The organism is Brachybacterium sp. J144 (assembly GCF_036321705.1).
Classification (GTDB): Bacteria; Actinomycetota; Actinomycetes; order Actinomycetales; family Dermabacteraceae; genus Brachybacterium.
This window is the reverse complement of sequence record NZ_JAZDCG010000005.1, coordinates 34241-59425: the sequence shown is the minus strand read 5'-3', so window position 1 is coordinate 59425 and position 25185 is coordinate 34241. Positions and strand designations below refer to the sequence as shown.

23 protein-coding genes and 3 tRNA genes are annotated in these 25185 nt (G+C 72.1%); 7 read left to right on the top strand and 19 right to left on the bottom strand.

Features of this window, described 5'->3' with window-relative positions; translation table 11 throughout:
* On the bottom strand, window positions 1-2172 hold the full coding sequence (locus tag V1260_RS03315; RefSeq protein WP_329745374.1) for an ATP-dependent DNA helicase RecG: 2172 nt from the start codon (window positions 2170-2172) through the stop codon (window positions 1-3).
* Between the two features lie 216 nt (window positions 2173-2388).
* On the opposite strand from V1260_RS03315, the gene rpmB reads away from it, so the two are divergent.
* Window positions 2389-2583 carry a 50S ribosomal protein L28 gene (rpmB, locus tag V1260_RS03310; RefSeq protein WP_329745373.1) on the top strand — a complete coding sequence of 65 codons (195 nt, stop codon included), beginning with the start codon at window positions 2389-2391 and terminating at the stop codon, window positions 2581-2583.
* A gap of 225 nt (window positions 2584-2808) precedes the next feature.
* On the opposite strand, the gene V1260_RS03305 is transcribed toward rpmB, so the two are convergent.
* On the bottom strand, window positions 2809-3888 hold the full coding sequence (locus V1260_RS03305) for an NAD(P)-dependent alcohol dehydrogenase (RefSeq protein ID WP_329745372.1): 1080 nt from the start codon (window positions 3886-3888) through the stop codon (window positions 2809-2811).
* Between the two features lie 36 nt (window positions 3889-3924).
* Window positions 3925-4887 carry a thiamine-phosphate kinase gene (thiL, locus tag V1260_RS03300; protein WP_329745371.1) on the bottom strand — a complete coding sequence of 321 codons (963 nt, stop codon included), beginning with the start codon at window positions 4885-4887 and terminating at the stop codon, window positions 3925-3927.
* A 27-nt stretch (window positions 4888-4914) separates the two neighbouring features.
* On the opposite strand from thiL, the gene V1260_RS03295 reads away from it, so the two are divergent.
* Entirely contained in the window at window positions 4915-5406 is a 492-nt protein-coding gene (locus V1260_RS03295; RefSeq protein ID WP_329745370.1) for a DUF3515 family protein, read from the top strand.
* Between the two features lie 60 nt (window positions 5407-5466).
* Here V1260_RS03295 and V1260_RS03290 read toward each other — a convergent pair whose 3' ends face one another.
* From V1260_RS03290 to leuC, 7 genes are all read right to left on the bottom strand, one after another.
* Complete coding sequence (locus V1260_RS03290; protein WP_329745369.1) at window positions 5467-6582, bottom strand: D-alanine--D-alanine ligase family protein; 1116 nt, start codon at window positions 6580-6582, stop codon at window positions 5467-5469.
* Window positions 6583-6596: 14 nt separating this feature from the next.
* Entirely contained in the window at window positions 6597-7586 is a 990-nt protein-coding gene (locus V1260_RS03285; RefSeq protein WP_329745368.1) for an NAD(P)H-dependent glycerol-3-phosphate dehydrogenase, read from the bottom strand.
* On the bottom strand, window positions 7583-8356 hold the full coding sequence (locus tag V1260_RS03280; RefSeq protein ID WP_329745367.1) for a lysophospholipid acyltransferase family protein: 774 nt from the start codon (window positions 8354-8356) through the stop codon (window positions 7583-7585). The genes V1260_RS03285 and V1260_RS03280 overlap by 4 nt, the downstream gene beginning before the upstream one ends.
* Window position 8357: 1 nt before the next feature.
* Window positions 8358-8912: a hypothetical protein gene (locus V1260_RS03275; RefSeq protein WP_329745366.1), complete on the bottom strand. Its 555-nt coding sequence runs from the start codon at window positions 8910-8912 to the stop codon at window positions 8358-8360.
* Window positions 8913-8916: 4 nt separating this feature from the next.
* Window positions 8917-10233 carry a UDP-N-acetylglucosamine 1-carboxyvinyltransferase gene (gene murA, locus V1260_RS03270; protein WP_329745365.1) on the bottom strand — a complete coding sequence of 439 codons (1317 nt, stop codon included), beginning with the start codon at window positions 10231-10233 and terminating at the stop codon, window positions 8917-8919.
* Window positions 10234-10330: 97 nt separating this feature from the next.
* Window positions 10331-10945, bottom strand: coding sequence for a 3-isopropylmalate dehydratase small subunit (gene leuD, locus V1260_RS03265; RefSeq protein ID WP_329745364.1), 615 nt, complete (start codon window positions 10943-10945; stop codon window positions 10331-10333).
* Window positions 10946-10955: 10 nt separating this feature from the next.
* Window positions 10956-12368 (bottom strand): 3-isopropylmalate dehydratase large subunit, encoded by a 1413-nt coding sequence (leuC, locus tag V1260_RS03260; protein WP_329745363.1) that lies wholly within the window; start codon window positions 12366-12368, stop codon window positions 10956-10958.
* Between the two features lie 139 nt (window positions 12369-12507).
* Here leuC and V1260_RS03255 point away from each other — a divergent pair, with 139 nt between their 5' ends.
* A complete protein-coding gene (locus V1260_RS03255; protein WP_329745362.1) occupies window positions 12508-13242 on the top strand; it encodes an IclR family transcriptional regulator in 735 nt (244 codons plus the stop codon).
* Between the two features lie 48 nt (window positions 13243-13290).
* Here the strand turns inward: V1260_RS03255 and V1260_RS03250 are convergent, their stop codons facing one another.
* The 6 genes from V1260_RS03250 to V1260_RS03225 all read right to left on the bottom strand — a co-directional run bounded on the left by V1260_RS03250 (window position 13291) and on the right by V1260_RS03225 (window position 17104).
* Complete coding sequence (locus tag V1260_RS03250; RefSeq protein WP_329745361.1) at window positions 13291-14109, bottom strand: universal stress protein; 819 nt, start codon at window positions 14107-14109, stop codon at window positions 13291-13293.
* Window positions 14110-14297: 188 nt separating this feature from the next.
* Window positions 14298-14370, bottom strand: a tRNA-Glu gene (locus V1260_RS03245).
* 26 nt (window positions 14371-14396) lie between these two features.
* Window positions 14397-14469, bottom strand: a tRNA-Glu gene (locus V1260_RS03240).
* 35 nt (window positions 14470-14504) lie between these two features.
* Window positions 14505-14576: transfer RNA gene (locus V1260_RS03235), tRNA-Gln, on the bottom strand.
* A gap of 178 nt (window positions 14577-14754) precedes the next feature.
* On the bottom strand, window positions 14755-16284 hold the full coding sequence (gene gltX / locus V1260_RS03230; RefSeq protein ID WP_329745360.1) for a glutamate--tRNA ligase: 1530 nt from the start codon (window positions 16282-16284) through the stop codon (window positions 14755-14757).
* 34 nt (window positions 16285-16318) lie between these two features.
* Window positions 16319-17104, bottom strand: coding sequence for a fumarylacetoacetate hydrolase family protein (locus tag V1260_RS03225; protein WP_329745359.1), 786 nt, complete (start codon window positions 17102-17104; stop codon window positions 16319-16321).
* Window positions 17105-17226: 122 nt separating this feature from the next.
* On the opposite strand from V1260_RS03225, the gene V1260_RS03220 reads away from it, so the two are divergent.
* Window positions 17227-18321, top strand: coding sequence for an LLM class flavin-dependent oxidoreductase (locus V1260_RS03220; protein ID WP_329745358.1), 1095 nt, complete (start codon window positions 17227-17229; stop codon window positions 18319-18321).
* A 36-nt stretch (window positions 18322-18357) separates the two neighbouring features.
* Here the strand turns inward: V1260_RS03220 and V1260_RS03215 are convergent, their stop codons facing one another.
* Window positions 18358-18933 carry a DUF2199 domain-containing protein gene (locus V1260_RS03215; protein ID WP_329745357.1) on the bottom strand — a complete coding sequence of 192 codons (576 nt, stop codon included), beginning with the start codon at window positions 18931-18933 and terminating at the stop codon, window positions 18358-18360.
* 190 nt (window positions 18934-19123) lie between these two features.
* On the opposite strand from V1260_RS03215, the gene V1260_RS03210 reads away from it, so the two are divergent.
* Complete coding sequence (locus V1260_RS03210; protein WP_329745356.1) at window positions 19124-20071, top strand: 3-methyladenine DNA glycosylase; 948 nt, start codon at window positions 19124-19126, stop codon at window positions 20069-20071.
* A 73-nt stretch (window positions 20072-20144) separates the two neighbouring features.
* Here the strand turns inward: V1260_RS03210 and V1260_RS03205 are convergent, their stop codons facing one another.
* Complete coding sequence (locus V1260_RS03205; RefSeq protein ID WP_329745355.1) at window positions 20145-20336, bottom strand: hypothetical protein; 192 nt, start codon at window positions 20334-20336, stop codon at window positions 20145-20147.
* Window positions 20337-20802: 466 nt separating this feature from the next.
* On the opposite strand from V1260_RS03205, the gene V1260_RS03200 reads away from it, so the two are divergent.
* Together V1260_RS03200 and V1260_RS03195 are read left to right on the top strand one after the other, a co-directional pair.
* A complete protein-coding gene (locus tag V1260_RS03200; protein ID WP_329745354.1) occupies window positions 20803-21363 on the top strand; it encodes a hypothetical protein in 561 nt (186 codons plus the stop codon).
* A gap of 16 nt (window positions 21364-21379) precedes the next feature.
* A complete protein-coding gene (locus tag V1260_RS03195; RefSeq protein ID WP_329745353.1) occupies window positions 21380-23935 on the top strand; it encodes a DEAD/DEAH box helicase in 2556 nt (851 codons plus the stop codon).
* Here the strand turns inward: V1260_RS03195 and V1260_RS03190 are convergent.
* Entirely contained in the window at window positions 23904-25172 is a 1269-nt protein-coding gene (locus tag V1260_RS03190) for an MFS transporter (RefSeq protein ID WP_329745352.1), read from the bottom strand. The two genes, V1260_RS03195 and V1260_RS03190, sit on opposite strands and share 32 nt — an antisense overlap.
* Window positions 25173-25185: the final 13 nt, after the last annotated feature.

The window sequence follows — 25185 nt, the reverse complement described above, 5'->3', positions numbered from 1 at the left end:
TCAGCTCCTTTCCACGTCGGGGTCGGCATGGCGCAGGCGGTCCGCGATGGCGGCCGCGAGCGCCGGGTGGTCGGTCAGCTCGGGGTCCTGCTCGAGCAGGGCGAAGGCGTCCTCGCGGGCCTGCTCGACGAGCTCGGCGTCGCGCCGCAGGTCGAGATGGCGCAGGGTGCGCTGCAGCCCGGACTGCTCCTCCCCCACGAGGTCGCCGGCGCCGCGGTGGGCGAGGTCCTTCTCGGCGAGCTCGAAGCCGTCGGTCGCCCCGGCGATGGTCTCCAGGCGCCGGGACGCCTCGGAGCCGGGCACGGCGCGGGTGTCGAGGAAGGCGAGGCCGGGGTGCTCGCCGCGGCCGACGCGGCCGCGCAGCTGGTGCAGCTGGGAGACGCCGAAGAGCTCCGCGTCCAGGACGATCATCACCGATGCGTTCGGCACGTCGACCCCGACCTCGATGACGGTGGTCGCCACCAGCACATCGAGGCGACCGTCGAGGACGCGCGCCATGGTCTCCTGCTTCTCCTCGGCGCTCATCCGGCCGTGGAGGACGCCGATCCGGGCGCCGCCGAGCTCGGGCCGACGGGCCAGCCGCTCGGCGGTCGCGAGCACGCCGCGAGCAGGCTCCTCCCCCTCGGGGACCTCCTCGTCCTCGTCGATCCGGGGGCAGACCACGAACACCTGGCGGCCCTCGCTGATCTCCTCCCCGGCCCGTTCCCACATGCGCCGCTCCCACGCGGGGAGGGACTCGTGCACCGCGAAGCTGGTCACGCCGCGGCGGTGCCCGGGGCTCTCCCGCAGGGAGAGGACGTCGAGATCGCCGACGGTCGCGAGCGCCGCCGTGCGCGGAATCGGCGTCGCCGTCATCACCACGACGTGGGGACTGCGCCCCTCGGGACCCTTGGCGCGCAGGCGCCGGCGGTGATCGACGCCGAAGCGGTGCTGCTCGTCGATGACCACCAGGCCCAGGGCCGCGAACTCGACGGTCTCGGTGAGCAGCGCGTGGGTACCGATCACGATACCGGCGGCACCGCTGGTGACGTCGAGGAGCGTCTCGCGGCGGTCGGCGGTGCGCTGGGAGCCGGTGAGCAGGCGTACCCGGGTCGCGTCGGCGTGGCCGTCGAGACGCCCGGCCCCGGCGAGATCGCCGAGGAGCGCCGTGATCGTGCGGTGATGCTGCTCGGCGAGCACCTCGGTGGGAGCGAGCAGCACCGCCTGGTGACCCGAGTCGACGGCGCGGAGCATGGCCCGCAGCGCGACGACGGTCTTGCCGGAGCCGACGTCCCCCTGGAGCAGCACGGAGGTGGGGTGCTCGCGGGCGATGCGCTCGGCGATCTCCTCGCCGACCGTGATCTGACCGGCGGTCAGGGCGAAGGGGAGCCGGGCATCGAACTCGCCCTGCAACGGACCGTCCGCCCGCAGCGCAGGGGCCGGGGTGCGCTCGTCGCGGGCGCGGCGCTCGGCGAAGATCGCCTGCAGCACGAAGGCCTCCTCGAAGGCGAGGACGTCGCGGCCGCGCCGCGCCTCGTCGAGATCGGCGGGATCGTGGAGCAGGCGCACCGCGTCCTCGAGGGCGGGCAGCCCCCGGGCGGCGAGGACCTCCGGAGGCACCGGGCGGCGCAGCAGCTTCGCGTTCTCAAGCCCGACGGCGGTGGCCGAGCGCATGGTGGCCTGCGCGATGTTCTTCTTCAGCGGGTAGACGGGCCGGGGTCGCAGCGCCTGGGCCCGCGCGGCCGGGGTGTCGTCGACGGGCTCGTACTCCGGGTGGGCGATCTGGAAGCGGCCCCGCCGCTGATCGCGGTGCGCCGTGCCGCGCACGAGGATCGTGCCGCCCTGCCCCATCCGGGCACGATGCCACTCGACCTGGCCGGCATGGCTGAGGAAGAAGACCAGTTCGAGGGTGTCGCTGCCGTCGGAGACCTCGACCTCGAGCAGGTGGCCGCGACGCGAGCGCATGCTGCGGTCGCGGATCGACCCGACGGTCACGATCGCCGAGACCTCCTCGCCGTCCTGCACCTCGCGCAGGGAACGGAGCGGCGCGGGGGTGACATAGCGCCGCGGCGGGAAACGCAGCATCTCGTCGAGATCGCGCACCGCGAAGGACGCCATCGCACGGGACTCCTTGGAGATCAACAGCTCGGAGAGCGGCATCGATCCCGAGGTGGTCCGGGGCGTTCTGGCCATCCGCTTCCTCCGTCCGACGTGCGATGATGTGCCCATCGTGCCACCTGGCCCGCGGGCTGTGTCGGAGTCCACAGCCCGTCGGGCCCCCTCTCCCCTTCAGTCGGGAGGCATGGATGGGCTACGATGCCGTGGTTGCCCTGACCTCCGAGGTCGCCGACTCTGCACCCCAGAGATGGTCGGGCACCTCGATCAGCATTCGACTTTCAGGAGACGACAGTGGCTTCCACGTGTGACATCTGCGCCAAGGGCCCGAGCTTCGGCAAGAGCGTGTCCCACTCGCACCGCCGCACCTCGCGTCGCTGGAACCCGAACATCCAGTCCGTCCGGACCGTGATCAACGGCACCAGCAAGAAGGTGAACGTCTGCACCTCCTGCCTCAAGGCGGGCAAGGTCAGCACCCTCGGCGCCTGAGCGAGACCGCCAGGACCTTTTTCCGAAGGAGCCCCCACCCGATCGGGTGGGGGCTCCTTCGTGTTCCGGGGCCGCCTTCCGGGACCGTGGCCCGGGAGGCGTCCGGCCCAGCGCGGCCCGGCTACCGCCTACGGAGCGGGGCCCGAGAGCACGGCCCCCTGCGGATCATTCCACTGTTCGTCCGCTGTTCGCAGCAGAACAGCCGTAGGGGGCTGTGCCTGAGGATCACTCCGCGGCAGCGCCCGCGAAGGTGGAGGTGTCGATGACCGCGCGGAAGAACACCTCGCCGGCGACCACGCGGTCGTAGGTCGCGTCGACCTCGTCCACGCCGACGACCTCGATCTCGGCGCCGAAGCCGTGCTCGGCGCAGAAGTCGAGCATCTCCTGGGTCTCGGCGATGCCGCCGATGTTGGAGCCGGCGAGGACCCGGCCGCCGCCGATCAGCGTGCCGAAGGAGAGCTGCTGCTTCGCGGGCGGCAGGCCCACGACCGCCATCACGCCCCGCGGCACGAGCAGGCGCAGGTAGGCGTCCACGTCGATGTCGGCGCTGATCGTGTTGAGGATCAGGTCGAACTCGCCGCGGTGCGCGGAGAAGAAGCCGTCCTCGGTGGTCGAGAGCATGCGCTGGGCGCCGAGGTCGAGGGCGAGCTGCTCCTTCTTGCGGGAGCGGGACAGCACGGTCACCTCGGCGCCCATGGCGGCGGCGATGCGCACGCCCATGTGTCCGAGACCGCCCATGCCGAGTACCGCGACCTTCTTCGGCGAGCCGTCGGCTCGCTTCTCCGCGGCGCCCCAGCGGGCCAGCGGCGAGTAGCTGGTGATGCCGGCGCAGAGCAGCGGCGCGGCGACGTCGAAGTCCAGGGCGTCGGGGATGCGCAGAACGAAGCGCTGGTCGACCACGACCTTCTCGGCGTAGCCGCCCTGGGTGATCGTGCCGTCGACGTCCTTCGCGTTGTAGGTGCCGACGTTCCCCTCGAGGCACGCCTGCTCCTCGCCCGCGAGGCACTGCGCGCACTCGCCGCAGGAGTCGACCATGCAGCCGACGCCCACGCGATCGCCGACCGACCAGTCGGTGACCTCGGCGCCGACCGCGGACACGACGCCCGCGATCTCGTGGCCGACGGTGAGGGGGAAGTGCGCCTCGCCCCATTCGTTGCGGATGGTGTGGATGTCGCTGTGGCAGATGCCGGCGGCCTTGATGTCGATGACGACGTCGGTCGGGCGCGGATCGCGGCGCTCGATGGTGGTGACGCGGAACGGCTGCTCCGGGCCGGTCTTCTGCAGGGCCTTCACGGTGATCGGCATGGATGTCTCCTTCGGGGGAACGGACCGCCGTCCAGCCTACGACCCGTCCGCGAAGTGGTCGAAACCACCTCCGGGGATGCGGTCACCGCCGAGCAGGATCGCCGGCTCCTCCCCCGCCGCCGGGGCGCGCACCGCGCCGAGCACCCGGAAGCCCGCGGGGACCGCGCCCGGTGGGAAGGTCGCGAGCATCGCATGCTCCTCGCCGCCGTGCAGCACCCAGGCGCGCGCCTCGGCCTCGTCCCGCGCCGGGGGCCGGAGGGCCTCGATGTCGGGGGCGAGGGCATCGGGGTCGAGGTCGATCACGACCCGGGAGGCGGCGGCGATCCGGCCGCCATCGCGCACCAGCCCGTCGGAGAGGTCGAGCATCGCGCTCGCCGCGCGCCCGACGGTCCAGCCGAGGCGGAGGTCCACCTCCGGGGCATGGTGGAAGGCCACCAGCTCGGCGGGCTCGTCGCGGCCGGCGAGCACGACAGCGAGTCCGGCGGCGGAGCGGCCCAATCGCTCGGTGCCGACGGCGAGCAGATCCCCGGGGCGGGCGCCGGAGCGCAGCACGGGGACCTCCCCCGCGGCGAGGGTGCCGAGCGCCGTGACGGTCAGCGAGAGCAGGTCGCCGCGGCCCAGGTCGCCGCCGACGACGTGCGCGCCGTCGGCCTCCGCGCGAGCTCCGAGGGCGGCGGCGATCTCCTCGAAGACGCCCCCGTCGGTCCCCGCGGGGGCCGTGACCGAGACGACGAGGGCGTGGGGACGGGCGCCCATCGCAGCGATGTCGGCCAGGTTCTGGACCGCGGCGCGGCGGCCGAGCTGGGTCGGGGTGATCACCCCGGGCAGGAAGTCCACGCCCTCGGTGAGGGTGTCGGTCGAGACGACCAGGCGCGAGCTGGGCAGGCGGAGCACCGCCGCATCGTCGCCCGGACCGACCTCGGCGAGCGGGGAGGGGCTCAGGTGCGGGAGCATGCGGGCGAGCAGGCCCGCCTCCCCGGAGGGCGGCGTCGAGGTCATGGGGCCAGTGTGCCGTAGGCTCGACGGGTGCTCGTCCTCCGTCGTCCCCTCGCCCTGGCCGCCGCCGGCGTGCTCGCCGCGACCCTGACCGCCTGCGGCACCGTGACGGTGCCCTCCGGAGAGTTCGCCGCGGACCCCACCTGCGCCGACGTGGTGATCGGGGCGCCGCAGGAGGTGCTGGGCCTGGCGCGCACGGAGACCTCCAGCCAGGGCACCGCCGCCTGGGGCTCCGGCGAGGACACCGTGGTGATGCGCTGCGGCGTGACCCCACCCGGCCCCACTACGGAGCGGTGCACGACCCTCGAGGACGGGGACGGGGTCCGGATCGACTGGATCGTCTCGGAGATCGACGGCGGTTTCCTCTACACCACCTACGGCCGGGAGCCCGCGATCGACGTGTCGGTGCCGAGCTCGGCCGCCCCGGACCAGCCCTCGGCGGCGGCGCTCGACCTCTCCCGGGTGGTCAGCGCGAACACGGTCGCCTCCACCTACTGCATCGGTCCGGGCGACGCTGCCTGAGGCCGTCGGCGGCCGGGACACGACGCCCCGCGCTGCCCCGGGCCGCGCCGCTCCTCCGGCTCAGCGGGGGCCGAGCCGCCGTGCCGCGGCCTGCTCGACCAGGTCCGCGATGAGGTCCGCATAGGACAGTCCCATGTTCTTCCAGAGCACGGGGAACATCGAGTACGGCGTGAAGCCGGGCATCGTGTTGACCTCGTTGATCACCACGCGGGAGTCCTCCGTGACGAACACGTCCACCCGGCCGAGGCCCTCCAGCCCCAGGGCGGTGAAGGCGCGGGAGGCGACCTCGCGCACCTCTTCCAGGACCGCATCGGGCAGGGAGGCCGGCACGTCGATGGAGACGGTGCCCTTCCCGAAGTACTTCGACTCGTAGTCGTAGAACTCGAGGTCGTCGCCCACGGTGACCTCGCCGGGGATGGTGGTGCGGGGCTCGCCGCCGTCGCGTCCCTGCAACACCCCGCACTCGACCTCGCGGCCGACGATGCCCTGCTCGATGAGCACCTTCGGATCCTCCGCGAAGGCGGTCTTCATCGCGGCGCCGAGGTCCTCCGGGCGGGAGACGCGGGAGACGCCGAGGCTCGAGCCGGCGCGGGCGGGCTTGACGAACCAGGGCAGCGGGTGGTGCTCCTGCAGATGGGCGAGGACGCGGCCCTCCTCCCGGGCCCAGTGATCCTCGTGCACGACGATGCCGGGGGCGCACTCGAGGCCCGCGGTGCGCAGCAGGGTCTTCGTCGCTGCCTTGTCCATGCTCGCAGCGGAGGCCATTACGCCCGAGCCGACGTAGGGGATGTCGAGCATCTCGAGCTGGCCCTGGACGGTGCCGTCCTCGCCGTAGGCGCCGTGCAGCAGCGGCCAGACCACGTCGACCTCCGCCAGGTCGCGGACCGCGCCGTCGTCGAGCGCACGCAGCACGATCGGCTCCCCCGCCCGGTGGCGGACGGCGGGCAACAGCACCTCGACCCCGGTGTCGTGGACCTCGGGGGCGTTGCCGTCGACGAGCGTCCAGTCGGAGGGGTCGGCGGAGACCTGCACCCAGCGCCCCGCCCGCGTGATGCCGATCGCGAGCACGTCGAAGCGCTCCCGGTCGATCGCGGAGAGGATGCCGCCGGCGGTCACGCACGAGATGCCGTGCTCGCCGCTGCGGCCGCCGAACAGGAGGGCGACGGTGGTTCTCATGCTGGCCAGGGTAATCACTCGGGGCGGATCGACCGCGACAGCAGGGCCGTGGTGACGTCCTCGATGCGGGCACCGTGATCGACGACATCCACGACCGCGCGGGTGATCGGCATGTCGACCCCGAGCCGCGCCGCGAGATCGCCGACGGCGCGGGCCGTGGCGACCCCCTCGGCCGTCTGGCCGACCTCCTGCGCGGCGGACATGACGTCGAGCCCGCGTCCGAGGGCGAGGCCGAGGCGGTGGTTCCGGGAGAGCGGGGAGGAGCAGGTCGCGACCAGGTCGCCCATCCCCGCGAGGCCCGCGAAGGTCTCGGGGCGGCCGCCGAGGGCGACGCCCAGCCGGGTGATCTCGGCGAGGCCCCGGGTGATCAGGGAGGCGGTGGTGTTGTGGCCGTGCCCCAGCCCGGTCGCGGCGCCGACGGCGATCGCGATGACGTTCTTGACGGCTCCGGCGATCTCGACCCCGATCACGTCGGTGGAGGTGTAGGCCCGCAGGTAGGACGTCTGGCACCACATGGCGAGCGACTCGGCGAGGGTATGGTCGGGAGCCGCGACGACGCTGCCGCAGGGCTGGCGGCGAGCGATCTCCCCGGAGAGGTTCGGGCCGGAGAGCACCCCGATCCGTGCGGGGTCGGTGCGGCCGGCCTGGGCGATCACCTCGCTGATCCGCGCGTCGGTGCCGCGCTCGATGCCCTTGATCAGCGACAGCACTGGCACCTCCGGGAGCGCAGGCCAGGCCGCGAGGGTCGCGCGCAGCGACTGGGCGGGGACGGCGAGGACGATCCCGTCGGCCCCCTCGAGCGTCTCGTCGATCCGTGAGGTGGCGCCGACCGCCTCGGGGAGCAGGTGCTCGCCGAGATACGCGCTGTTGCGATGCTCGGTCCGGACCTCTGCCGCGACCTCCTCGCGGCGCGCCCAGAGCATCACCTCGGAGCCGCCGTCGGCGAGCACCTGGGCGAAGGTCGTCCCCCAGCTGCCCGCGCCGAGGACCGCGAGGCGCCTCATGACCGCTGCCTCGGAGGTCGGAAGCCCGGATCGGTGCGGCCGATCTCGGGGCGGTGCGCATCGCCGCGCGGATCGTGCAGGGCCGACGGCGGCTCCTCGCCGCGGATCTCGCCGAGCAGGGCGGTGATGCGCCGCATCAGGTCCTCGGTGATCCGCAGCGCCGCCTGCTGCTCGGTCTCCCCCGCCAGGCGGGAGACGGAGTACGCCTCCCCCACCCGCACGGTGAGGCGGCGGCCCGGGCCGGGATGCGGTATCGGGGAACCGACGGGCCAGAGGCGGCGACCGCCCCAGCTGGCGATCGGCAGCAGCTGCGCCCCGGTCGCGAGAGCCAGGCGCGCCGCCCCCGTGCGGCCCTGCATGGGCCAGAGCTCGGGGTCGCGGGTGTAGGTGCCCTCGGGGAAGACCATCAGCATCTCCCCGCGGCCGAGCGCCCGCTTGGCGGCCGTGAGGGCGTCGGCCCCGCGGCCCGTGCCGCGCGAGACGGGGATCTGCTGGGCGCCGCGCAGCAGCGCGCCGAGCACGGGCACCTGGAACATCGCCTCCTTGGCCAGGAACCGCGGGGCGATGCCGCCGGCCTGCAGCAGATGGCCGTAGGAGAGCGCGTCGAGGGCGCTGAGATGGTTGCCGCACGCGATGACCGCCCCGGTGGGAGGGAGGTTCTCCACCCCGATCCAGCGGGGCCGGGTCAGCAGCGCGAGGAGCGGGCGCAGCGGGATCTGGGCGAGGGCGATGACCCATCCGGCCCGGCGGCTGACATCGCGCCGCGGCATGTCAGTCCTCCGTGGCGGTGGAGCGGCCGAGGGCCTTGCGGGTCGCCTGACCGGTGAGGTGGCGGACCGTCGAGGTCGACGTGACGGTCCGGCGGCGCAGCGTCGTCGGCGCCCGACGGGCGAGGGTGTTGACCGCCGCGGCATGCATCAGCCGACGCGGGGCGAAGGCGATGCGGCCCCGCACCGAGCGGTACTTCACGGCGGTGGTGACCTGGAGCAGGTCCCCGCCGGGCAGCAGGGCGATCCCGATGCGGACCTGCAGGTTCGCGTCGTCGTCCTTGATCAGCGCCTCCGAGCCCACCACCTCGTCGGCCACGAAGTCCTTCTCCGGCGGCGGCACCATGTCGAAGAGGCGGATCGCCTCGTCGCGCAGCGCGAGCATCCCCCGCTTCGACAGCGGCGTGTTCTCGTGGGAGAAGATCGCCTCGGCCCACACCCGCGGATCCGACTCCTCGACCCCGCGGGTGGGGACGATCACCACATCGCAGTAGTCGGGGATCGGGATGTCGCGCAGGGCAAGCGAGCCGGCCGCGCCGCGGGAGCCGTCGAGGGTCATCAGGTCACTTCTCCCAGAACTCGGCGCCGAGCGCCGTCAGCTTGTCGCGGAAGGACTCGTAGCCGCGGTCGATCAGATCGATGCCGTGGATGGTGGACACGCCCTCGGCCCCGAGGGCGGCGATCAGATACGAGAACCCGCCGCGGAGGTCGGGCACGGTGATCTCCTCCCCGCGCAGCGGCTTGGGGCCGGAGATCACGGCGGAGTGGTTGAAGTTGCGGCGGCCGAAGCGGCAGGAGGACCCGCCGAGGCACTCGCGGTACACCTGGATGTGGGCGCCCATGTCGTTGAGCGCCGAGGTGAAGCCGAGCCGGTTCTCGTAGACCGTCTCGTGGATGATCGAGATGCCGTCGGCCTGGGTCAGGGCGACCACGAGCGGCTGCTGCCAGTCGGTCATCAGGCCGGGGTGGACGTCGGTCTCGACCGCGATCGCCCGCAGCGGGGTGCCGGGGTGGAAGAAGTGGATGCCGGCCTCGGTGATGTCGAGGCCGCCGCCGATCTTCCGGAAGGTGTTCAGGAAGGTCGACATCGGCTTCTGCTGCGCCCCGCGCACGAACACGGACCCCTTGGTGACCAGGGCCGCGCAGGCCCACGAGGCCGCCTCGATGCGGTCCGGGAGGGCGACGTGCTCGTAGCCGCCGAGGTGCGCGACGCCCTCGATGGTGATGGTGCGGTCGGTCTGCAGGGTGATGAGCGCGCCCATCTTCTGCAGCACCGAGATGAGGTCCTCGATCTCGGGCTCGACCGCGGCGTTGGTGAGGACGGTGATGCCCTCGGCGCGGACCGCGGTCAGCAGCACCTGCTCGGTCGCCCCGACGCTCGGGTACTCGAGGTTGATGGTCGTGCCGTGCAGGCCGTTCGGGGCGGTGATGTAGATGCCCAGCTCGCGCTTGTCGACCTCGGCGCCGAAGCTGCGCAGCACGTCGAGGTGGTAGTTGATGGGCCGGTCGCCGATGCGGCAGCCGCCGAGGTCGGGGATGATCGCCTCGCCGAGACGGTGCAGGAGCGGGCCGCAGAAGAGGATCGGGATGCGGGAGCTGCCCGCATGGGCGTCGATCTCCGCGGCGTGGGCGCGCTCCACGTTAGACGGGTCCATGCGCAGGACCCCGCCCTCCACGTCGCGCTCGACCTTCACCCCGTGGATCGAGAGCAGCTGGGAGACGATCTGGACGTCACGGATGTCCGGGACCGAGTGCAGCACGCTGGGGGCCTCGCCGAGCAGCGCCGCCACCATCGCCTTGGAGACGAGGTTCTTCGCGCCGCGGACGGTGATCTCGCCGTCGAGCGGCCGTCCGCCGCGCACATGGAAAGTCGAGCTCATGGTGTCCTGTCCTCGGAGGTCGGGCGCCCAGGCACCCGGGTCTGACCGGCACACCATACCGGAGCGCCCTGGCCCGCCCCCGACCTCCGGGAGAGGATCACTCCGTCTCGGCGGTCCGGGCCGGCAGCGTCTTCGGCATCCACGAGGGGCGCTTCGCCTCGAACGCGGTGATGTCCTCCTCGTGGCGGAGGGTGAGGCCGATGTCGTCCAGCCCCTCCATCAGGCGCCAGCGGGTGTAGTCGTCGATCTCGAAGCGGAAGACCGCATCGCCGGCGCGCACCTGGCGCGCCTCGAGGTCCACGGTCACCTCGGTGCCCGGGGCCTCCTCGAGGATCTTCCACAGCTGCTCGATGTCGTCCTGGGCGAGGACTCCCGCGACCAGGCCCTGCTTGCCCGAGTTGCCGCGGAAGATGTCCGCGAAGCGGCTCGAGAGGACGGCCTTGAAGCCGTAGTCGCGCAGCGCCCAGACGGCGTGCTCGCGGGAGGAGCCGGTGCCGAAGTCGGGGCCCGCCACGAGCACGGAGCCCCGCGTGTAGGGCTCGCGGTTCAGCACGAAGTCGGGATCGTTGCTGCGCCAGGCGTTGAAGAGGCCGTCGTCGAAGCCGGTCTTCGTGACCCGCTTGAGGTAGACGGCGGGGATGATTTGGTCGGTGTCGACATTGCTGCGGCGCAGCGGGACGCCGATGCCGGTATGGGTGGTGAAGGCTTCCATGGCGGGCTCCTCAGGCGTTGGTCAGCAGGTCGGACGGCGAGGACAGGGTGCCGCGCACGGCGGTCGCGGCGGCGACCACCGGGGACACCAGGTGCGTGCGACCGCCCTTGCCCTGCCGGCCCTCGAAGTTGCGGTTGGAGGTCGAGGCGGCTCGCTCGCCGGGCTTGAGCTGATCGGGGTTCATGCCCAGGCACATGGAGCAGCCGGCCTGACGCCACTCGGCACCGAAGTCGAGGAACACCTGGTCCAGACCCTCCTGCTCGGCCTGGATCCGCACGCGGGCGGAGCCGGGGACGACCAGCACCCGCACCTCGGGGTGCTTGCTCCGCCCCTTGATCGTCTCGGCGAAGGCGCGGAGGTCCTCGATGCGCCCGTTGGTGCACGAGCCCATGAACACGGTGTCGACCCGGATGTCCTTCAGCGGGGTGCCGGGGACCAGATCCATGTAGGTCAGCGCGTTCTCGGCGGCGGTGCGCGAGGTGTCGTCGGTGAAGTCCTCGGGGGCGGGGACGGTCGCCGAGAGCGGCAGGCCCTGACCGGGATTCGTGCCCCAGGTGACGAAGGGCTCGAGCTCGTCGGCATCGATGATCACCTCGGCGTCGAAGACGGCGTCGTCGTCGCTGCGCAGGGTCCGCCAGTAGGCGACGGCCTCGTCCCAGTCCGCGCCGCGGGGGGCGTGGGGGCGGCCGTTCACGTACTCGAAGGTGGTCTCGTCGGGCGCGATCATGCCCGCGCGGGCGCCGGCCTCGATGGACATGTTGCAGATCGTCATGCGGCCCTCCATGGAGAGGGCGCGGATGGCCTCGCCGCGGTACTCGAGCACGTAGCCCGCACCGCCGCCGGTGCCGATCTTCGCGATGACGGCGAGGATGATGTCCTTCGCGGTCACGCCGGGGCGCAGCGAGCCGTTCACGGTGACAGCCATGGTGCGGAAGGGCTTCAGCGGCAGGGTCTGCGTGGCGAGCACGTGCTCGACCTCGGAGGTGCCGATGCCGAAGGCGAGCGCCCCGAAGGCGCCGTGGGTCGAGGTGTGGGAGTCGCCGCACACGACGGTGATGCCGGGCATGGTCAGCCCCAGCTGCGGTCCCACGACGTGGACGATGCCCTGGTCCTTGTCCCCGAGGGAATGGATCCGCACGCCGAACTCCTCGGCGTTGCGGCGCAGGGTGTCGATCTGGGTGCGCGAGGTGAGGTCCGCGATCGGCTTGTCGATGTCGATCGTGGGGGTGTTGTGGTCCTCGGTCGCGAGCTGCTGGTCGAGGCGGCGCGGGGCGCGCCCCTCCTGCCGCAGGCCGTCGAAGGCCTGGGGGCTGGTCACCTCGTGCAGGAGCTGGAGGTCGATGTAGAGCAGGTCCGGCTCCCCGTTCTCCCCGCGACGGACCACATGATCCGCCCAGACCTTCTCCGCGAGAGTCCCCGCCATGTCGATCCTTCCCTGCCCCCGGGGTCGGGGACGTGTCCGCCTGCTGGAACGCGCTCGGGGTGCGAGCGCCCGACCATCGTCATCCGACCGGGATGCCCCTGCACTTGCGTCTCAGGGAATAAGACGGCAATATCGGAGCATGGACAACACCCCGGAGGAGAACGGCAGCGGCGTCGGCGTGCTCGACAAGGCCGCCGTCGTGCTCGGCGCCCTCGAGGCGGGCCCCGCGACCCTGGCCCAGCTCGTGCAGTCGACCGGTCTCGCGCGCCCCACCGCCCACCGCCTCGCCGTCGCCCTCGAGTTCCACCATCTGGTCGCCCGCGACATGCAGGGCCGCTTCATCCTCGGCCCCCGCCTCGGCGAGCTCGCCGCGGCCGCCGGCGAGGACCGTCTGCTCGCGGCCGCCGGCCCCGTGCTGGCGGCGCTCCGGGACCACACCGGCGAGTCCGCACAGCTCTACCGGCGCCAGGGCGACCACCGCATCTGCGTGGCCGCGGCCGAGCGCCCCATCGGCCTGCGGGACTCCGTCCCCATGGGATCGACCCTCACCATGAAGGCGGGCTCCGCCGCGCAGATCCTGCTCGCCTGGGAGGAGCCGGACCGGCTCCACCGCGGCCTGCTCGGCGCGCGCTTCACCGCCACGCAGCTGTCCGCCGTGCGCCGGCGCGGCTGGGCGCAGTCCATCGGCGAGCGCGAGCCGGGCGTCGGCTCGGTCTCCGCCCCGGTGCGCGGCCCGAACGGCCGGGTCGTCGCGGCGCTGAGCATCTCGGGGCCGATCGAGCGTCTCACGCGGCAGCCGGGGCGCCTCCACGCCGCCTCGGTGATGAGCTCGGCCAATCACCTCACCGAGCTGCTGCGCCGCGCGGGCGGCTGATCGCCGCCGCGATGTGACGGCGAACCGAGCGAGCGTCCCGGTATCGGGTCAGGCTCGTTCGATCCACACCGGTGCGTGCGCATAGCGCAGCACCGTCACGAGGCGACGCGGCGCGGAGATCGGCCCGTCGGGTCCCTTGGCGTGCTCTCCCGCGACGACGATGAGCGCCGCATCCTCACTGGCCCGGATCAGCTCCTTCGCGCTCTCGGTCGCGGCGACGGTGACCCCGCGCACGAACACGCCGGGATGGCTCAGCGCGAGGCGCTCGGCGACCTCGACCCTGATCGACTCGGCGGCATCGGCGGCGGTATCCGCCCGCAGGATCAGGTGGAGGTCCCGGTCATAGGCGGCGGCGAGATCCGCGGCGCGTTCGAGGGCGACGGCGGTGGTGCCGTCGTGGACCACGCCGATCGGCCCCTCCTCCCCCAGATGTCCGCGGACGACCACGACGGGGCAGTGCGCGCGGGCGGCGAGGGCGAGGCTCTTCGAGCCGACGACGAGGGTCATGAGCCGTCCCATGCCCCGACCGCCCACGACCATGACCTCGGAGCCCGTGCTGCCGGCCACGAGGACGGGCACGGCGTTGCCGTCGACCACCTCGGAGGTGATCTCGAGATCGGGCACCTCGGCGCGGGCGATCGCGACGGCTTCCTTCACGAGGGTCTGGGCGGCCTGGCGGATGCCGGAGCCGACCATCCCGGGGATCGGGTCGGTGTCGACGTCGAGCTCGGTCCACATGAAGGCGTGGAGGAGGTGGAGGGTGCCTCCGATGCGCTGTGCATGCCGGGCCGCCCAGCGGACGGCGAGGTCGGACTCCTCGGCATCGGCGAGGCCTACGGTCACTCTCGGCGGTGAGGTGTTCGTCATGTCCCGACGATACTCCGGATGACCTGCGCAGGGAACGCGGATCGGGAAGGACGCGGAGGGGAACTGCGCGAACCGTGAGGACTGAGCTTTCGCGACGACCGACGAGGGCCAAGAGAGCAACGAGCGCAGCAAGCGCAATGAGCGCAAAGAAAAAGGAGCCGATGCCAGTGGCATCGACTCCTTGTCCGTACCCCGTACCGGATTTGAACCGGTGTTACCGCCGTGAGAGGGCGACGTCCTGGGCCGCTAGACGAACGGGGCGCCGCGAGATCCGAGGATCTCGCTCGTACCCCGTACCGGATTTGAACCGGTGTTACCGCCGTGAGAGGGCGACGTCCTAGGCCGCTAGACGAACGGGGCGCGGACTGTCCATCTCCCGGAGGAGACGTTCAGCGCTGGGGTACCAGGACTCGAACCTAGAATGACGGTACCAGAAACCGTTGTGTTGCCAATTACACCATACCCCATGGTGAGAGCACGATTCCGAGGTGTTTCCCGAACCCTCGGGCCCTCTGGAGCCCTCCGGTCCGCGATCTCCCGCGGTGCCGTACCGAGGTACAACATTAGCGGCTCGCGGCCGGAGGGGCAAAGCGAGAGGGGCCTTTCGGGCTGTGAGGCTCGGCACCCCCTCGCGTCACCGTCGGTTCACTCCGGAGACACCGCGCTCAAACGGTCGCGCAGCGCCCGCAGGCGCGTGAGGCTCGAGGGCTTGCCGAGCAGCTCCATCGACTCGAACAGGGGCGGCGAGATGCGACGGCCGGAGATCGCGCTGCGCAGCGGCCCGAAGGCGAGGCGCGGCTTGATGCCCATGTCCTCGACGATGGCCTGGCGCAGGGCCGGCTCGAGCAGCTCGGCGGTGAAGGAGTCCGCCGGCACGGCCTCGATCTCGGCGATGGCCCGCTCGAGCACCGCGACGGGGTCGTCGCCGATCTTCGCGAGGGCCTCGTCCTGGACCTCGAGGTCCTCATCGGCGGCGAAGAGGAAGCGGAGCAGGTCCGGCGCCTCGCCGAGCAGGTTCATCCGGGTCTGCACGAGCGGCGCGGCCGCGACCAGCAGGGCCTGCTGCTCGGGCGTGACGACCTCGCCGAGGACTCCGCCGGCCTGGAGGTAGGGCACGAGGCGCTCGACGAACTCGGCCTCGGGCAGGAGGCGGATGTGGTCGGCGTTGATGGCCATCGCCTTCTTGCGGTCCACGCGCGCAGGGTTGGGGTTGACGTCGGAGGCGTCGAACCGCTCGACGAACTGCTCGCGGGAGAAGATGTCCTGGTCCGCGCTGTAGCCCCAGCCGAGCAGGGCCAGGTAGTTGACCATGCCCTCGGGGGTGAAGCCCTGATCCCGGTAGAGGAACAGGTTGGACTCCGGGTCCCGCTTGGACAGCTTCTTGTTGCCCTCCCCCATCACGTACGGCAGGTGACCGAACTGCGGGATGCGATCGGCGACGCCGACGTCCATGAGGGCCCGGTAGAGCGCGATCTGGCGCGGCGTCGAGGAGAGCAGGTCCTCCCCGCGCAGGACATGGGTGATGCGCATGAGGGCGTCGTCGACGGGGTTGACGAGGGTGTAGAGCGGCTGCCCGTTGGCGCGCACCACGACGTAGTCGGGGGTGGAGCCGGCCTTGAAGGTGATCTCGCCGCGCACCAGGTCCACGAAGCTGAGGTCCTCGTCGGGCATGCGCAGGCGCCAGGTGGGCTCGCGACCCTCGGCACGGAAGGCGGCCTTCTGCTCCTCGGTGAGCTCGCGGTCGTAGCCGTCGTAGCCGAGCTGCGGGTCGCGGCCGGCGACGCGGTGCCGCTCGGCGATCTCCTCGGCGGTCGAGAACGACTCGTAGATGTGCCCGGCGTCCTTGAGCTTCGCGATGACGCCCTGGTAGATCTCGCCGCGCTGGGACTGGCGGTAGGGGCCGTCGGGTCCGCCCACCTCGACCCCCTCGTCCCAGTCGATGCCGAGCCAGCGCATGGCCTCGAGCAGCTGGCGGTAGGACTCCTCGCTGTCGCGGGCGGCGTCGGTGTCCTCGATGCGGAAGATCAGCTTGCCGCCGTGGTGGCGGGCGTGCGCCCAGTTGAACAGGGCGGTGCGCACGAGGCCGACGTGGGGAGTGCCGGTCGGGCTCGGGCAGAACCGGACGCGGACCTCGTCGGAGGGCGCGGTGGAAGGGACGACGGGGGCGGTGGTCACGCGGGACGCTCCTGGGGTGTGCGGTGGGCGCCGTTCAGCGGCGCACGAGGGGGTTGCTGAGGGTGCCGATACCCTCGATGGTCACGTCGATGACGGCGCCCGGCTCGACCGTGCGCACCCCGGCGGGGGTGCCCGTGAGCACGAGATCGCCCGGCAGCAGGGTGACGACGGAGGAGATCTCGGCGACGAGCTCGGCGACGGAGCGGATCATGTCCGCCGTGCTGCCCTGCTGGGCGGTCTCGCCGTCGACCGCCGAGGAGATGAAGAGGCCTCCGGGGCTGGCGACATCGAGATCGGTCTCGATCCAGGGACCGATCGGGCAGGAGGTGTCGAACGCCTTCGCGCGGAACCACTGCTTCTCGCCGCGCTGCGCGTCGCGGGCGGTGAGGTCGTTGGCGCAGGTGTAGCCGAGCACATGATCGGCGACCTGCTCCGGGGAGAGATCCTTGGCCATGCGCTTGATGACCACGGCGAGCTCCGCCTCGAGGCTCACCTCCTGACTGTAGGAGGGCACGACCACCGGGTCTCCGGGGCCGACGACGGCGGTGTTGGGCTTGAGGAAGAACAGAGCCTGGTCGGGCACCTCGTTGCCGAGCTCAGCGGCATGGGCGGCGTAGTTGCGACCCACGCACACCACCTTCGAGCGCGGGATGACCGGGGCGAGCAGGCGCACGTCCTCGAGGGGCGTGATGGTGCCGGTGGGGCGGATCTCGGTGTACAGGGGGTCGCCGGTGATGCCGTAGACCATGTCCCGGCCGTCCTTCTCCTGGACGATCCCGTACATGGGGTCCTCACCGGTGGTGAATCGGGCGATGCGCATGCTCGCCAGTCTAGGTCCCGGTCCCCGACGGGCCGACGCGGGGCCTGTCCCTCCGGGACCCGATGCCATATGATTCAACTATCAACTACCTCTTGTCGGGTCCTGACCCGGGACGGAGCATCATGAGCACCACCGACCGCACGAGCAGCAGCGACAGCACCGCTCCCGCCGACCGCGCCCCGCTCGATCCCGCGCGCATCACCTTCGGCCTGGACACCTTCGGCGACGTGACCGTCGATCTCGACGGGAACCCGGTCACCCCCGCCCAGGTGATCCGCGACATCGTCGCCCAGGGCGAGCTCGCCGACCGCGTCGGCATCGACCACTTCTCGATCGGCGAGCACCACCGCCCGGACTTCGCCGTGAGCGCCCCGGACATCGTCCTCGCCGGTCTCGCGACCCGCACCGAGCGCATCACGCTCGGCACCGCCGTGACCGTGCTCTCCTCCGACGACCCGATCCGCGTGTTCGAGCGCTTCTCGACCCTGGACGCACTCTCCGAGGGACGCGCCGAGATCACCGTCGGCCGCGGCTCGTTCACCGAGTCCTTCCCCCTGTTCGGCTACTCGATGCAGGACTACGAGATGCTCTTCGAGGAGAAGCTCGAGCTGTTCGCGGCGCTCCTCCCCCAGGAGCCCGTCACCTGGTCCGGCACCCACCGGCCCGGACTGAAGGACCAGCTGGTGCACCCGCGCATGGAGCGGACGCTGCCCACCTGGGTGGCCGTCGGGGGCAGCCCCAACTCCGTGATCCGCACCGCCCGTCACGGCCTGCCGCTGATGCTCGCGATCATCGGCGGCCCGGCCGAACGCTTCACTCCCTTCGTCGACCTGTTCCACGACGCGGTCGCCCAGTTCGGACACGATCGGCTGCCGGTGGGGGTCCACTCCCCCGGCCACGTCGCCGAGGACGATGCCACCGCCCGGGAGCAGCTCGCCCCGCACTGGATCCGCAATCGCACCGAGATCGGCCGCGAGCGTGGCTGGCCGCCGGCGGGGATGGCGGAGTTCGACCAGGAGATGCACCACGGGGCGCTCGTGGCCGGCGGCGTCGAGACCGTCGCCCGGAAGATCGCGGGGACGATCCGCACCCTCAGCATCGATCGCTTCGACCTCAAGTACGCGAGCGGACCGATGCCGCACGAGCAGCTCATGCGCTCGATCGAGCTCTACGGCACCGAGGTCATCCCGCGCGTGCGGGAGCTGCTCGCCTCGTGACGGCCGCGGCGGGAGGGGCGAGCCCGCGCCCCTCCCTCAGGCCGCGAGGTCCGTCAGCGCCAGGGAGCGCACCCGCAGCTCCGCCTCCTGGAGGCTGATCCCGTCGCGCAGGTCGCGGGCGAGCGGATGCTCCGAGGACGGGTCGGGCACGATCGTCGTCGGCTCCCCCTGCTCCCGAGCGATCAGACGCACCGGCTGCCCGAGGCTGTCCGGGTAGTCGGGAAGGGCCGTCGCGAGCACGCCGTCGAACTCGGAGAGCACCGGGTGGCGTCGCCGCGCGCTCCGGCGGGCGCGGCGCCGCTCCGCCTCCCGGAGGGCCGCCATGTGCTCGAGCAGATCCTCGGGGGCGACGCGCGCCCACGGCGCGTAGTGCAGCGCACGTCCCGGTTCCCCGAAGACGGGAAGCGTCAGCAGCACCTGCACGTAGCACTCGATGCCCTCGGGTCCGGCGACGAGGCAGAGGCCGCCCTCGAGGAACAGGGACATCATCTCCAGCGGCCCTAGCTCGGCGAGCACATCCGGCCCCAGGTAGTCGTGCACGGGCCACGGGGCGTGCTCGGTCCCGTCGGCCCCATGATGCGTGCGCAGGCAATCGTCGCAGTAGAAGTCCATGGCAGTCCCCTCGTGATCGGTCGGCCGAGACGGCGCGCCCCGGTCCGTCCGGGAACCGTAGGTCGCCGGGCGCTCCCGTCACCGGGCGCGGGGCGGCGGTGTGGACAGCAGGGTCCTGGGGAGGAACGGTCCCCGGGGACCGGGTCCGTAGGATGTCCCCGCCCAGCGACCGGAAAGAGGAGGAACCGTCATGTCTCCCGTCCTCCCCCGCCCGGCCGTCGTGCTCGACGCCGCGGCGGCCCGCGCTGCCCGCCAGGCCCACGAGGAGCGCACGGACGACCTGACGGCGGCGCATCGCGCTCGGAAGGCGCGCGGGGAGAAGCATCCCGTCGAGGACTTCCTGTTCACCTACTACCCCGTTTCCCCCGCGCGGCTGCGGCGCTGGCATCCCGGCTGGGGCACCGCGTACGAGGTCGCCGCGGATCGCGGCGCCGACGGCACCCCCACGATCGCGGACGTCGACGAGCAGGGCCGGCGCTCCTGGTACGTCGACCTGCCCGGCGAGCCGCAGCGCCGCCGGGCCGACGTCGGCCGCTTCTTGACCGAGCGGGCGGATGCTCTGGGCTTCATGACCCGCCTCCTGCGCGCGTCCTCGCTGACGAACCGGCGCCCCGAGTTCGGATGCTTCGGCCTGCACGAGTGGGCGATGGTGCACGGCCTCCGCCCCGGCGAGCAGCGCCATGAGGACCTCCCTCTGCGGCTCGGCCAGGCGGAGACCGATGCCGTGGTCGAGCGGGAGAACCTGATCTGCTCCCACCTCGACGCCTTCCGCTTCTTCACCCCCACGTCGGCGCCCCGGAACGCTCTCCGACCGACCCGCGCGCGGCAGGTCGAGCTCGACAACCCCGCGTGCCTGCACGTCGGGATGGACCTCTACAAGTGGGCGGCGAAGCTGACCCCGCTGGTCCCTTCCGAGCTGGTGCTGGACTGTTTCGAGCACGCGCGCGCGACCCGGGTGCTCGACATGGAGGCGAGCCCCTATGACGTCCGCCCCCTCGGCTACGGGGTGGTGCCGATCGAGACCCCGGCCGGCAAGGCCGAGTACGTCCGGCGACAGCGGGATCTCGCAGTGGCGGCCGACACCCTGCGCGGGAGGATCCTCGCGGCGCTGGACGGCCTGCCCTCCCCCGCGGGCTGATCGCGTCGGTCACCGGGACGTCGACGGACCGGCAGCACACGGCTGCCGGCCCGTCGACGTCGGGGGTGGTCGCTCAAGCGGCCGCCTCCATCCGGGCGGAGGTCCAGTACTCGTCGCTGTCCGACTGCGCCGCGCTCGAGAAGGCGGTGCGCTCGACGTCCGCGCCATCGGCGGTGGCGGCACCGGCACCGGCGATCGCGAGGCCGCCGACGAGGGCGGCGCCGGCCAGGAGTCTCGTGCAGCGGCGAAGGGGAGAGGTGTGCATCAGCGGACGCCTCTCGCAGGGATCCTCCGGAGGAGACGGAGGACGAGGGATGACGACCCGGTTGGGCCGTGGCGGCACGCTATGTCGCGTGATGCGGGTCACGACCCCTGGGGAGTCGGGCATCTCCGGACTCGCACGATCCGCCTGACTTCCCGTTTGCTACCGATCGGTAGCTTTTTGGACATCCGCCTCCGGCTCGCCGGGCGCAGCAATCGTGCTGGTCACCTCGGCGCCCCGGGGGGTCACCCTGCCCGGAGCTCTCCGACGGATCGTGACTCATGTCACGATCAGGTAACGATCGCTCGATGGGGGCGGGTCGCGCGGCGCGGCGGGCCGCGTCGTCCCAGTGCTCGCGCACTACCTCCGCGGTCTCCCGAGCGGGATCGAACCGCGGATCCTCGGAGCGTCTGGCCGGCATGGCGTTCCTTCCGTCGGCGAGTGCTCGGCGTAGCGGCAGAATGGAGGAATGCCCGTCAGAGCCGCCGGTCCCGACCCTGCAGATCGCGGGGAGGTCCTGTACACCGCGCAGTTCCTCCCCGTGCTGCGCGTGCTGCAGCTCCTCGGCGCCGGCTTCGCGAGCCTGATCCTGCTGGGCTTCGTCGCCGTCGTCGTCTACCTGCTCACGGCCGACCCGCCCCCCGCTCTCCTGGCGATGCTCGTCGCTCTCGGCGTGGTGATCCTGCTGTCGTGGGGAGCCCTGCTCCTCATGACCTGGCGTCAGGCGCGGATGGCGCTCGTAGTGCGCACCGCCGGCATCGAGGCGCGCGGCTTCCTGCGCGACCACTGGATCCCCTGGGAGCGCGTCGCGCTGGTCGAGACCGCGGATCACTGGTACTGGCGCCGCGCCACGCGCATCGTCACCGTGGACGGGGAACGGATCATCTCGATCGTCACCGCCTTCCAGAACCTCTTCCTGCGGGGCGAAGGACGGGATCCCGCCTACCGGGACTGGCGCCTCCCTCAGCTGCCCACCCGGCAGGCGATCGACGCGCATCGGCGCTGGCTGTCCGGCCAGAGACAGCGCTGACTGGCAGACTGGCCCCATGGCGACCCTGACCCCGTTCCTCCCCCCGAGCTCCCCCGCGAACGGACAGGACGCGATCGTCGACGGCTTCGTCGCCGCCCAGGAGGCGGTGGGCCGCACCCTCTATCCCCATCAGGAGGAGGCGCTGCTCGCCATCGCGGCGGGCGACCACGTCATCGCCGCGACGCCCACCGGCTCGGGCAAGACCACGATCGCCTACTCCGCGATCTTCGCCGCGATGGCGCGGGGTGAGCGCTCGTACTACACCGCCCCGATCAAGGCTCTCGTGAGCGAGAAGTTCTTCGATCTCGTCGCGCAGTTCGGCGCCGAGAACGTGGGCATGATGACCGGTGACTCGAGCGTCAACCACGACGCCCCGATCATCGTGTGCACCGCGGAGATCTTCGCGAACCACGCCCTGCGTGACGGCCCCACCTCCGACGTCGGCCTCGCCGTGATGGACGAGTTCCACTACTACGGCGACCCCCAGCGCGGCTGGGCCTGGCAGGTGCCGCTGATCGAACTGCCCGCCTGCCAGTTCGTGCTGATGAGCGCGACCCTCGGGGACGTCACGGCGCTCGTCGACGATCTCCGGGCGCGCACCTCCCGCGAGGTGAGCGTCATCGCCGACGCACCGCGGCCGGTGCCCCTGGACTTCCGCTGGGCGCTCACCCCGCTGCCGGACACGATCGCCCAGATCCTCCAGGATCGCGACGCCCCCGTCTACATCGTGCACTTCACCCAGAAGGAGGCGCTCGAGCAGGCCCAGGCGCTGCTGGGACAGAAGGTGCTCACGCCGGCGGAGAAGGAGCAGGTGCGCGAGATCATCGGCGACTTCCGCTTCGCCAAGGGCTTCGGCCAGGTGCTCTCCAAGCTCGTGCGCGAGGGCATCGGCGTGCACCACGCGGGCATGCTGCCCAAGTACCGCCGGCTCGTCGAGAAGCTCGCCCAGTCCGGGCTGTTGAAGCTGATCTGCGGCACCGACACCCTCGGCGTCGGCATCAACGTGCCGATCCGCACCGTGCTCCTCACCGGGCTCGCGAAGTTCGACGGCAACCGGATGCGGCTGCTGAACGCCCGCGAGTTCCACCAGATCGCCGGACGCGCGGGCCGCGCCGGCTACGACACCATCGGCCACGTCGTGGTGCAGGCGCCGCCGTGGACCGTCGAGTTTGAGCGGCAGCTCGCCAAGCAGCGCGCCCGCGAGGAGTCCGGCACCGCCCCGAACTCCGCCAAGAAGCGGAAGAAGGAGCCGAAGCCGAAGGTGCCCGAGGGCGCCGTCTCCTGGTCCGAGCAGAACCTCACCAAGCTCGTCGAGAACGCGCCGGAGCCGCTGCGGCCGCACCTGAAGATCACCCCCGGCATGGCGCTCGCCCTGATCGCCCGCCCCGGGGACGCGATCGCCGCCGGACGGCACCTGATCCACGCGAGCCACCAGACCCGCGCCCAGAAGCTGCGCCTGCAGCGGGAGGCGCTGACGATCCTGCGCGGCCTCCTCGACGCCGAGATCGTCGAGCGACTCCCCGATCCGGACCACCTGGGACGGCGCCTCGCCCTCACCGAGGACCTCCAGCTGGACTTCACCATGAACCAGCCCCTCGCCCCGTTCGCGATCGCGATGATCGACTCGCTCGACGAGGAGTCCGAGAGCCTCACCCTGGACACCGTCTCGATCATCGAGGCGATCCTCGAGGACCCCCGCCAGATCCTGCTCGCCCAGCAGAACGCCGCCAAGGGCGAGCTGCTCGCGGAGCTCAAGGCCGACGGGGTCGAGTACACCGAGCGGATGGCACAGCTGGACGAGGTGACCTGGCCGAAGCCCCTCGCGGAGGATCTCGAGGCGGCTCTCGCGATCTATGCCCGCACCCGGCCGTGGGTGCGCGAGGACGACCTCTCCCCCAAGTCGATCGTGCGCGAAATCCACGAGACCGGACAGACCTTCTCCGAGTTCGTGCAGCGGTACGGGCTGCAGCGCTCCGAGGGCATCGTGCTGCGCTATCTCTCCGACGCCTACCAGGCGCTCCGCCGCACCATCCCCCAGGACCTGCGCACCGGGGAGCTCGAGGACCTCATCGAATGGCTCGGAGTGCTGGTGCGCGGCATCGACTCCTCGCTGCTGGACGAGTGGGAGGCGCTGAGCCATCCCGAGGACGGACCCGCCGCCGAGGAGGAGGTGCGCCCCAGCACCCCGCGCGGCCTCTCCGCGCAGACCAAGGTGCTGCGCACGATGGTCCGGGCCGCCATGTGGCAGCGCGTGGAGCACTTCGCCTTCGAGCGGGAGCAGCGCCTCGCGGAGCTCGACGGCGCCTCCGGCTGGGACCGGGCCGCGTGGGCCGAGGCGATGGACGCCTATTACGACACCTACGACCACGTCGGCATCGACGCCCCCGCCCGCTCCCCCAAGCTGTTGCAGATCACCGAGGAGTCGCGGCGCTGGGAGATCCGGCAGGTGCTCGACGACCCCGACGGCAACCACGACTGGGCGATCGAGGCGGAGCTCGACCTCGAGGCGACCGACGAAGCCGGGGAACCGGTCCTCGCCATCACCCACGTGGGGGACATGAGCTCCCGCTGACGCCCTGGCGTCCCACGCGCACGGTGAGGATCATCGCCCCGACCGCCGCGAGCAGAAGCGCCACGAGCGCCGGCGCATAGCTGCCCAGACCCTGCATCGTCGCCGCCATGAGCAACGGTGGGACGAATCCGCCGAGCCCGCCGGCAGCGCCGACCACGCCGGTCACGGCGCCGATCTCCCCGGCGGGGGCGACGCGGGCGACGAGAGCGAACACCGCGCCGGCGCCGAGGCCGAGGGCGCCGGCGGCGAGCAGGAGCGCGAGCGTGCCGGTAGGGGCGAGCGGCGGGTGCAGCGCGAGGACGGCGGCGGCGAGGGTCAGCGCCGCATAGGACACCAGGAGCGTGCGGGCGGCGGTGAACCGGTCCGAGAGCACCCCGCCGAGCGGGCGCAGCAGCACGGCCATCACCACGAAGCCCGCAGTGCGCAGCGCCGCCTCCCCCGGCTCCAGGTCGTACCAGCGCACGAGCAGCGTCGGCAGGAAGACGGAGAACGCGACGTAGCCGCCGAAGGACAGCGCGTACAGCGCGCTCGCCTGCCAGGTCACGGCCAGGCGCAGAGCCGCTGCCGTCGCCCGCGCGGGGTTACCGAGCGCCGGGCGCCACGTCGGCGCGGTGCGCATCGACGTCGCCGCGACCACGGCGAAGACGACGAGCGCGGCGGCGGCCACGAGGAAGGGCGCCGCCTCTCCGCCGGCCCGCACGAGCGGCACCGTGGTGAAGGCGGCGATCGCCGTGCCTCCCATGCTCGCCCCGTAGACGCCTGTCGCCATCCCGCGTCGCGAGGGCGGGAACCAGGAGTTCACGTAGGGGATGCCGATCGCGAAGGCCGTGCCGGCGATGCCGAGCAGCAGCCCGCCGAGCAGGAGTCCGGCGAGCGAGTCCTGGCCGACGAGGCCGAGCAGCAGCACCGGCACGACGGCGGCGAGCGACACGGCCGTGAACATGACCCGACCGCCGAACCGGTCCGTGAGGGCTCCGATCGGGACCCGGCCGAGCGCGCCGACGAGCACGGGCACGGCCACCACGAGGGAGGCGTCGGTGATCGTGCCGCGCTCCACGAGCACCGGACCGAGCGGGCTCAGCAGCGCCCAGGCCCACGAGCTCACGCCGAAACCGAGCGTGGCGAGCACGAGGGCGCGCACCGCCCCGGCGGGCAGGGCGACGCTCGGTGCTGGGGGCAGGGCGAGATCGGCAGGCGGGGCAGGCGGGGCAGGCGGGGCGAGCGGCGACGAGGTCACGGGGACTCAGCTC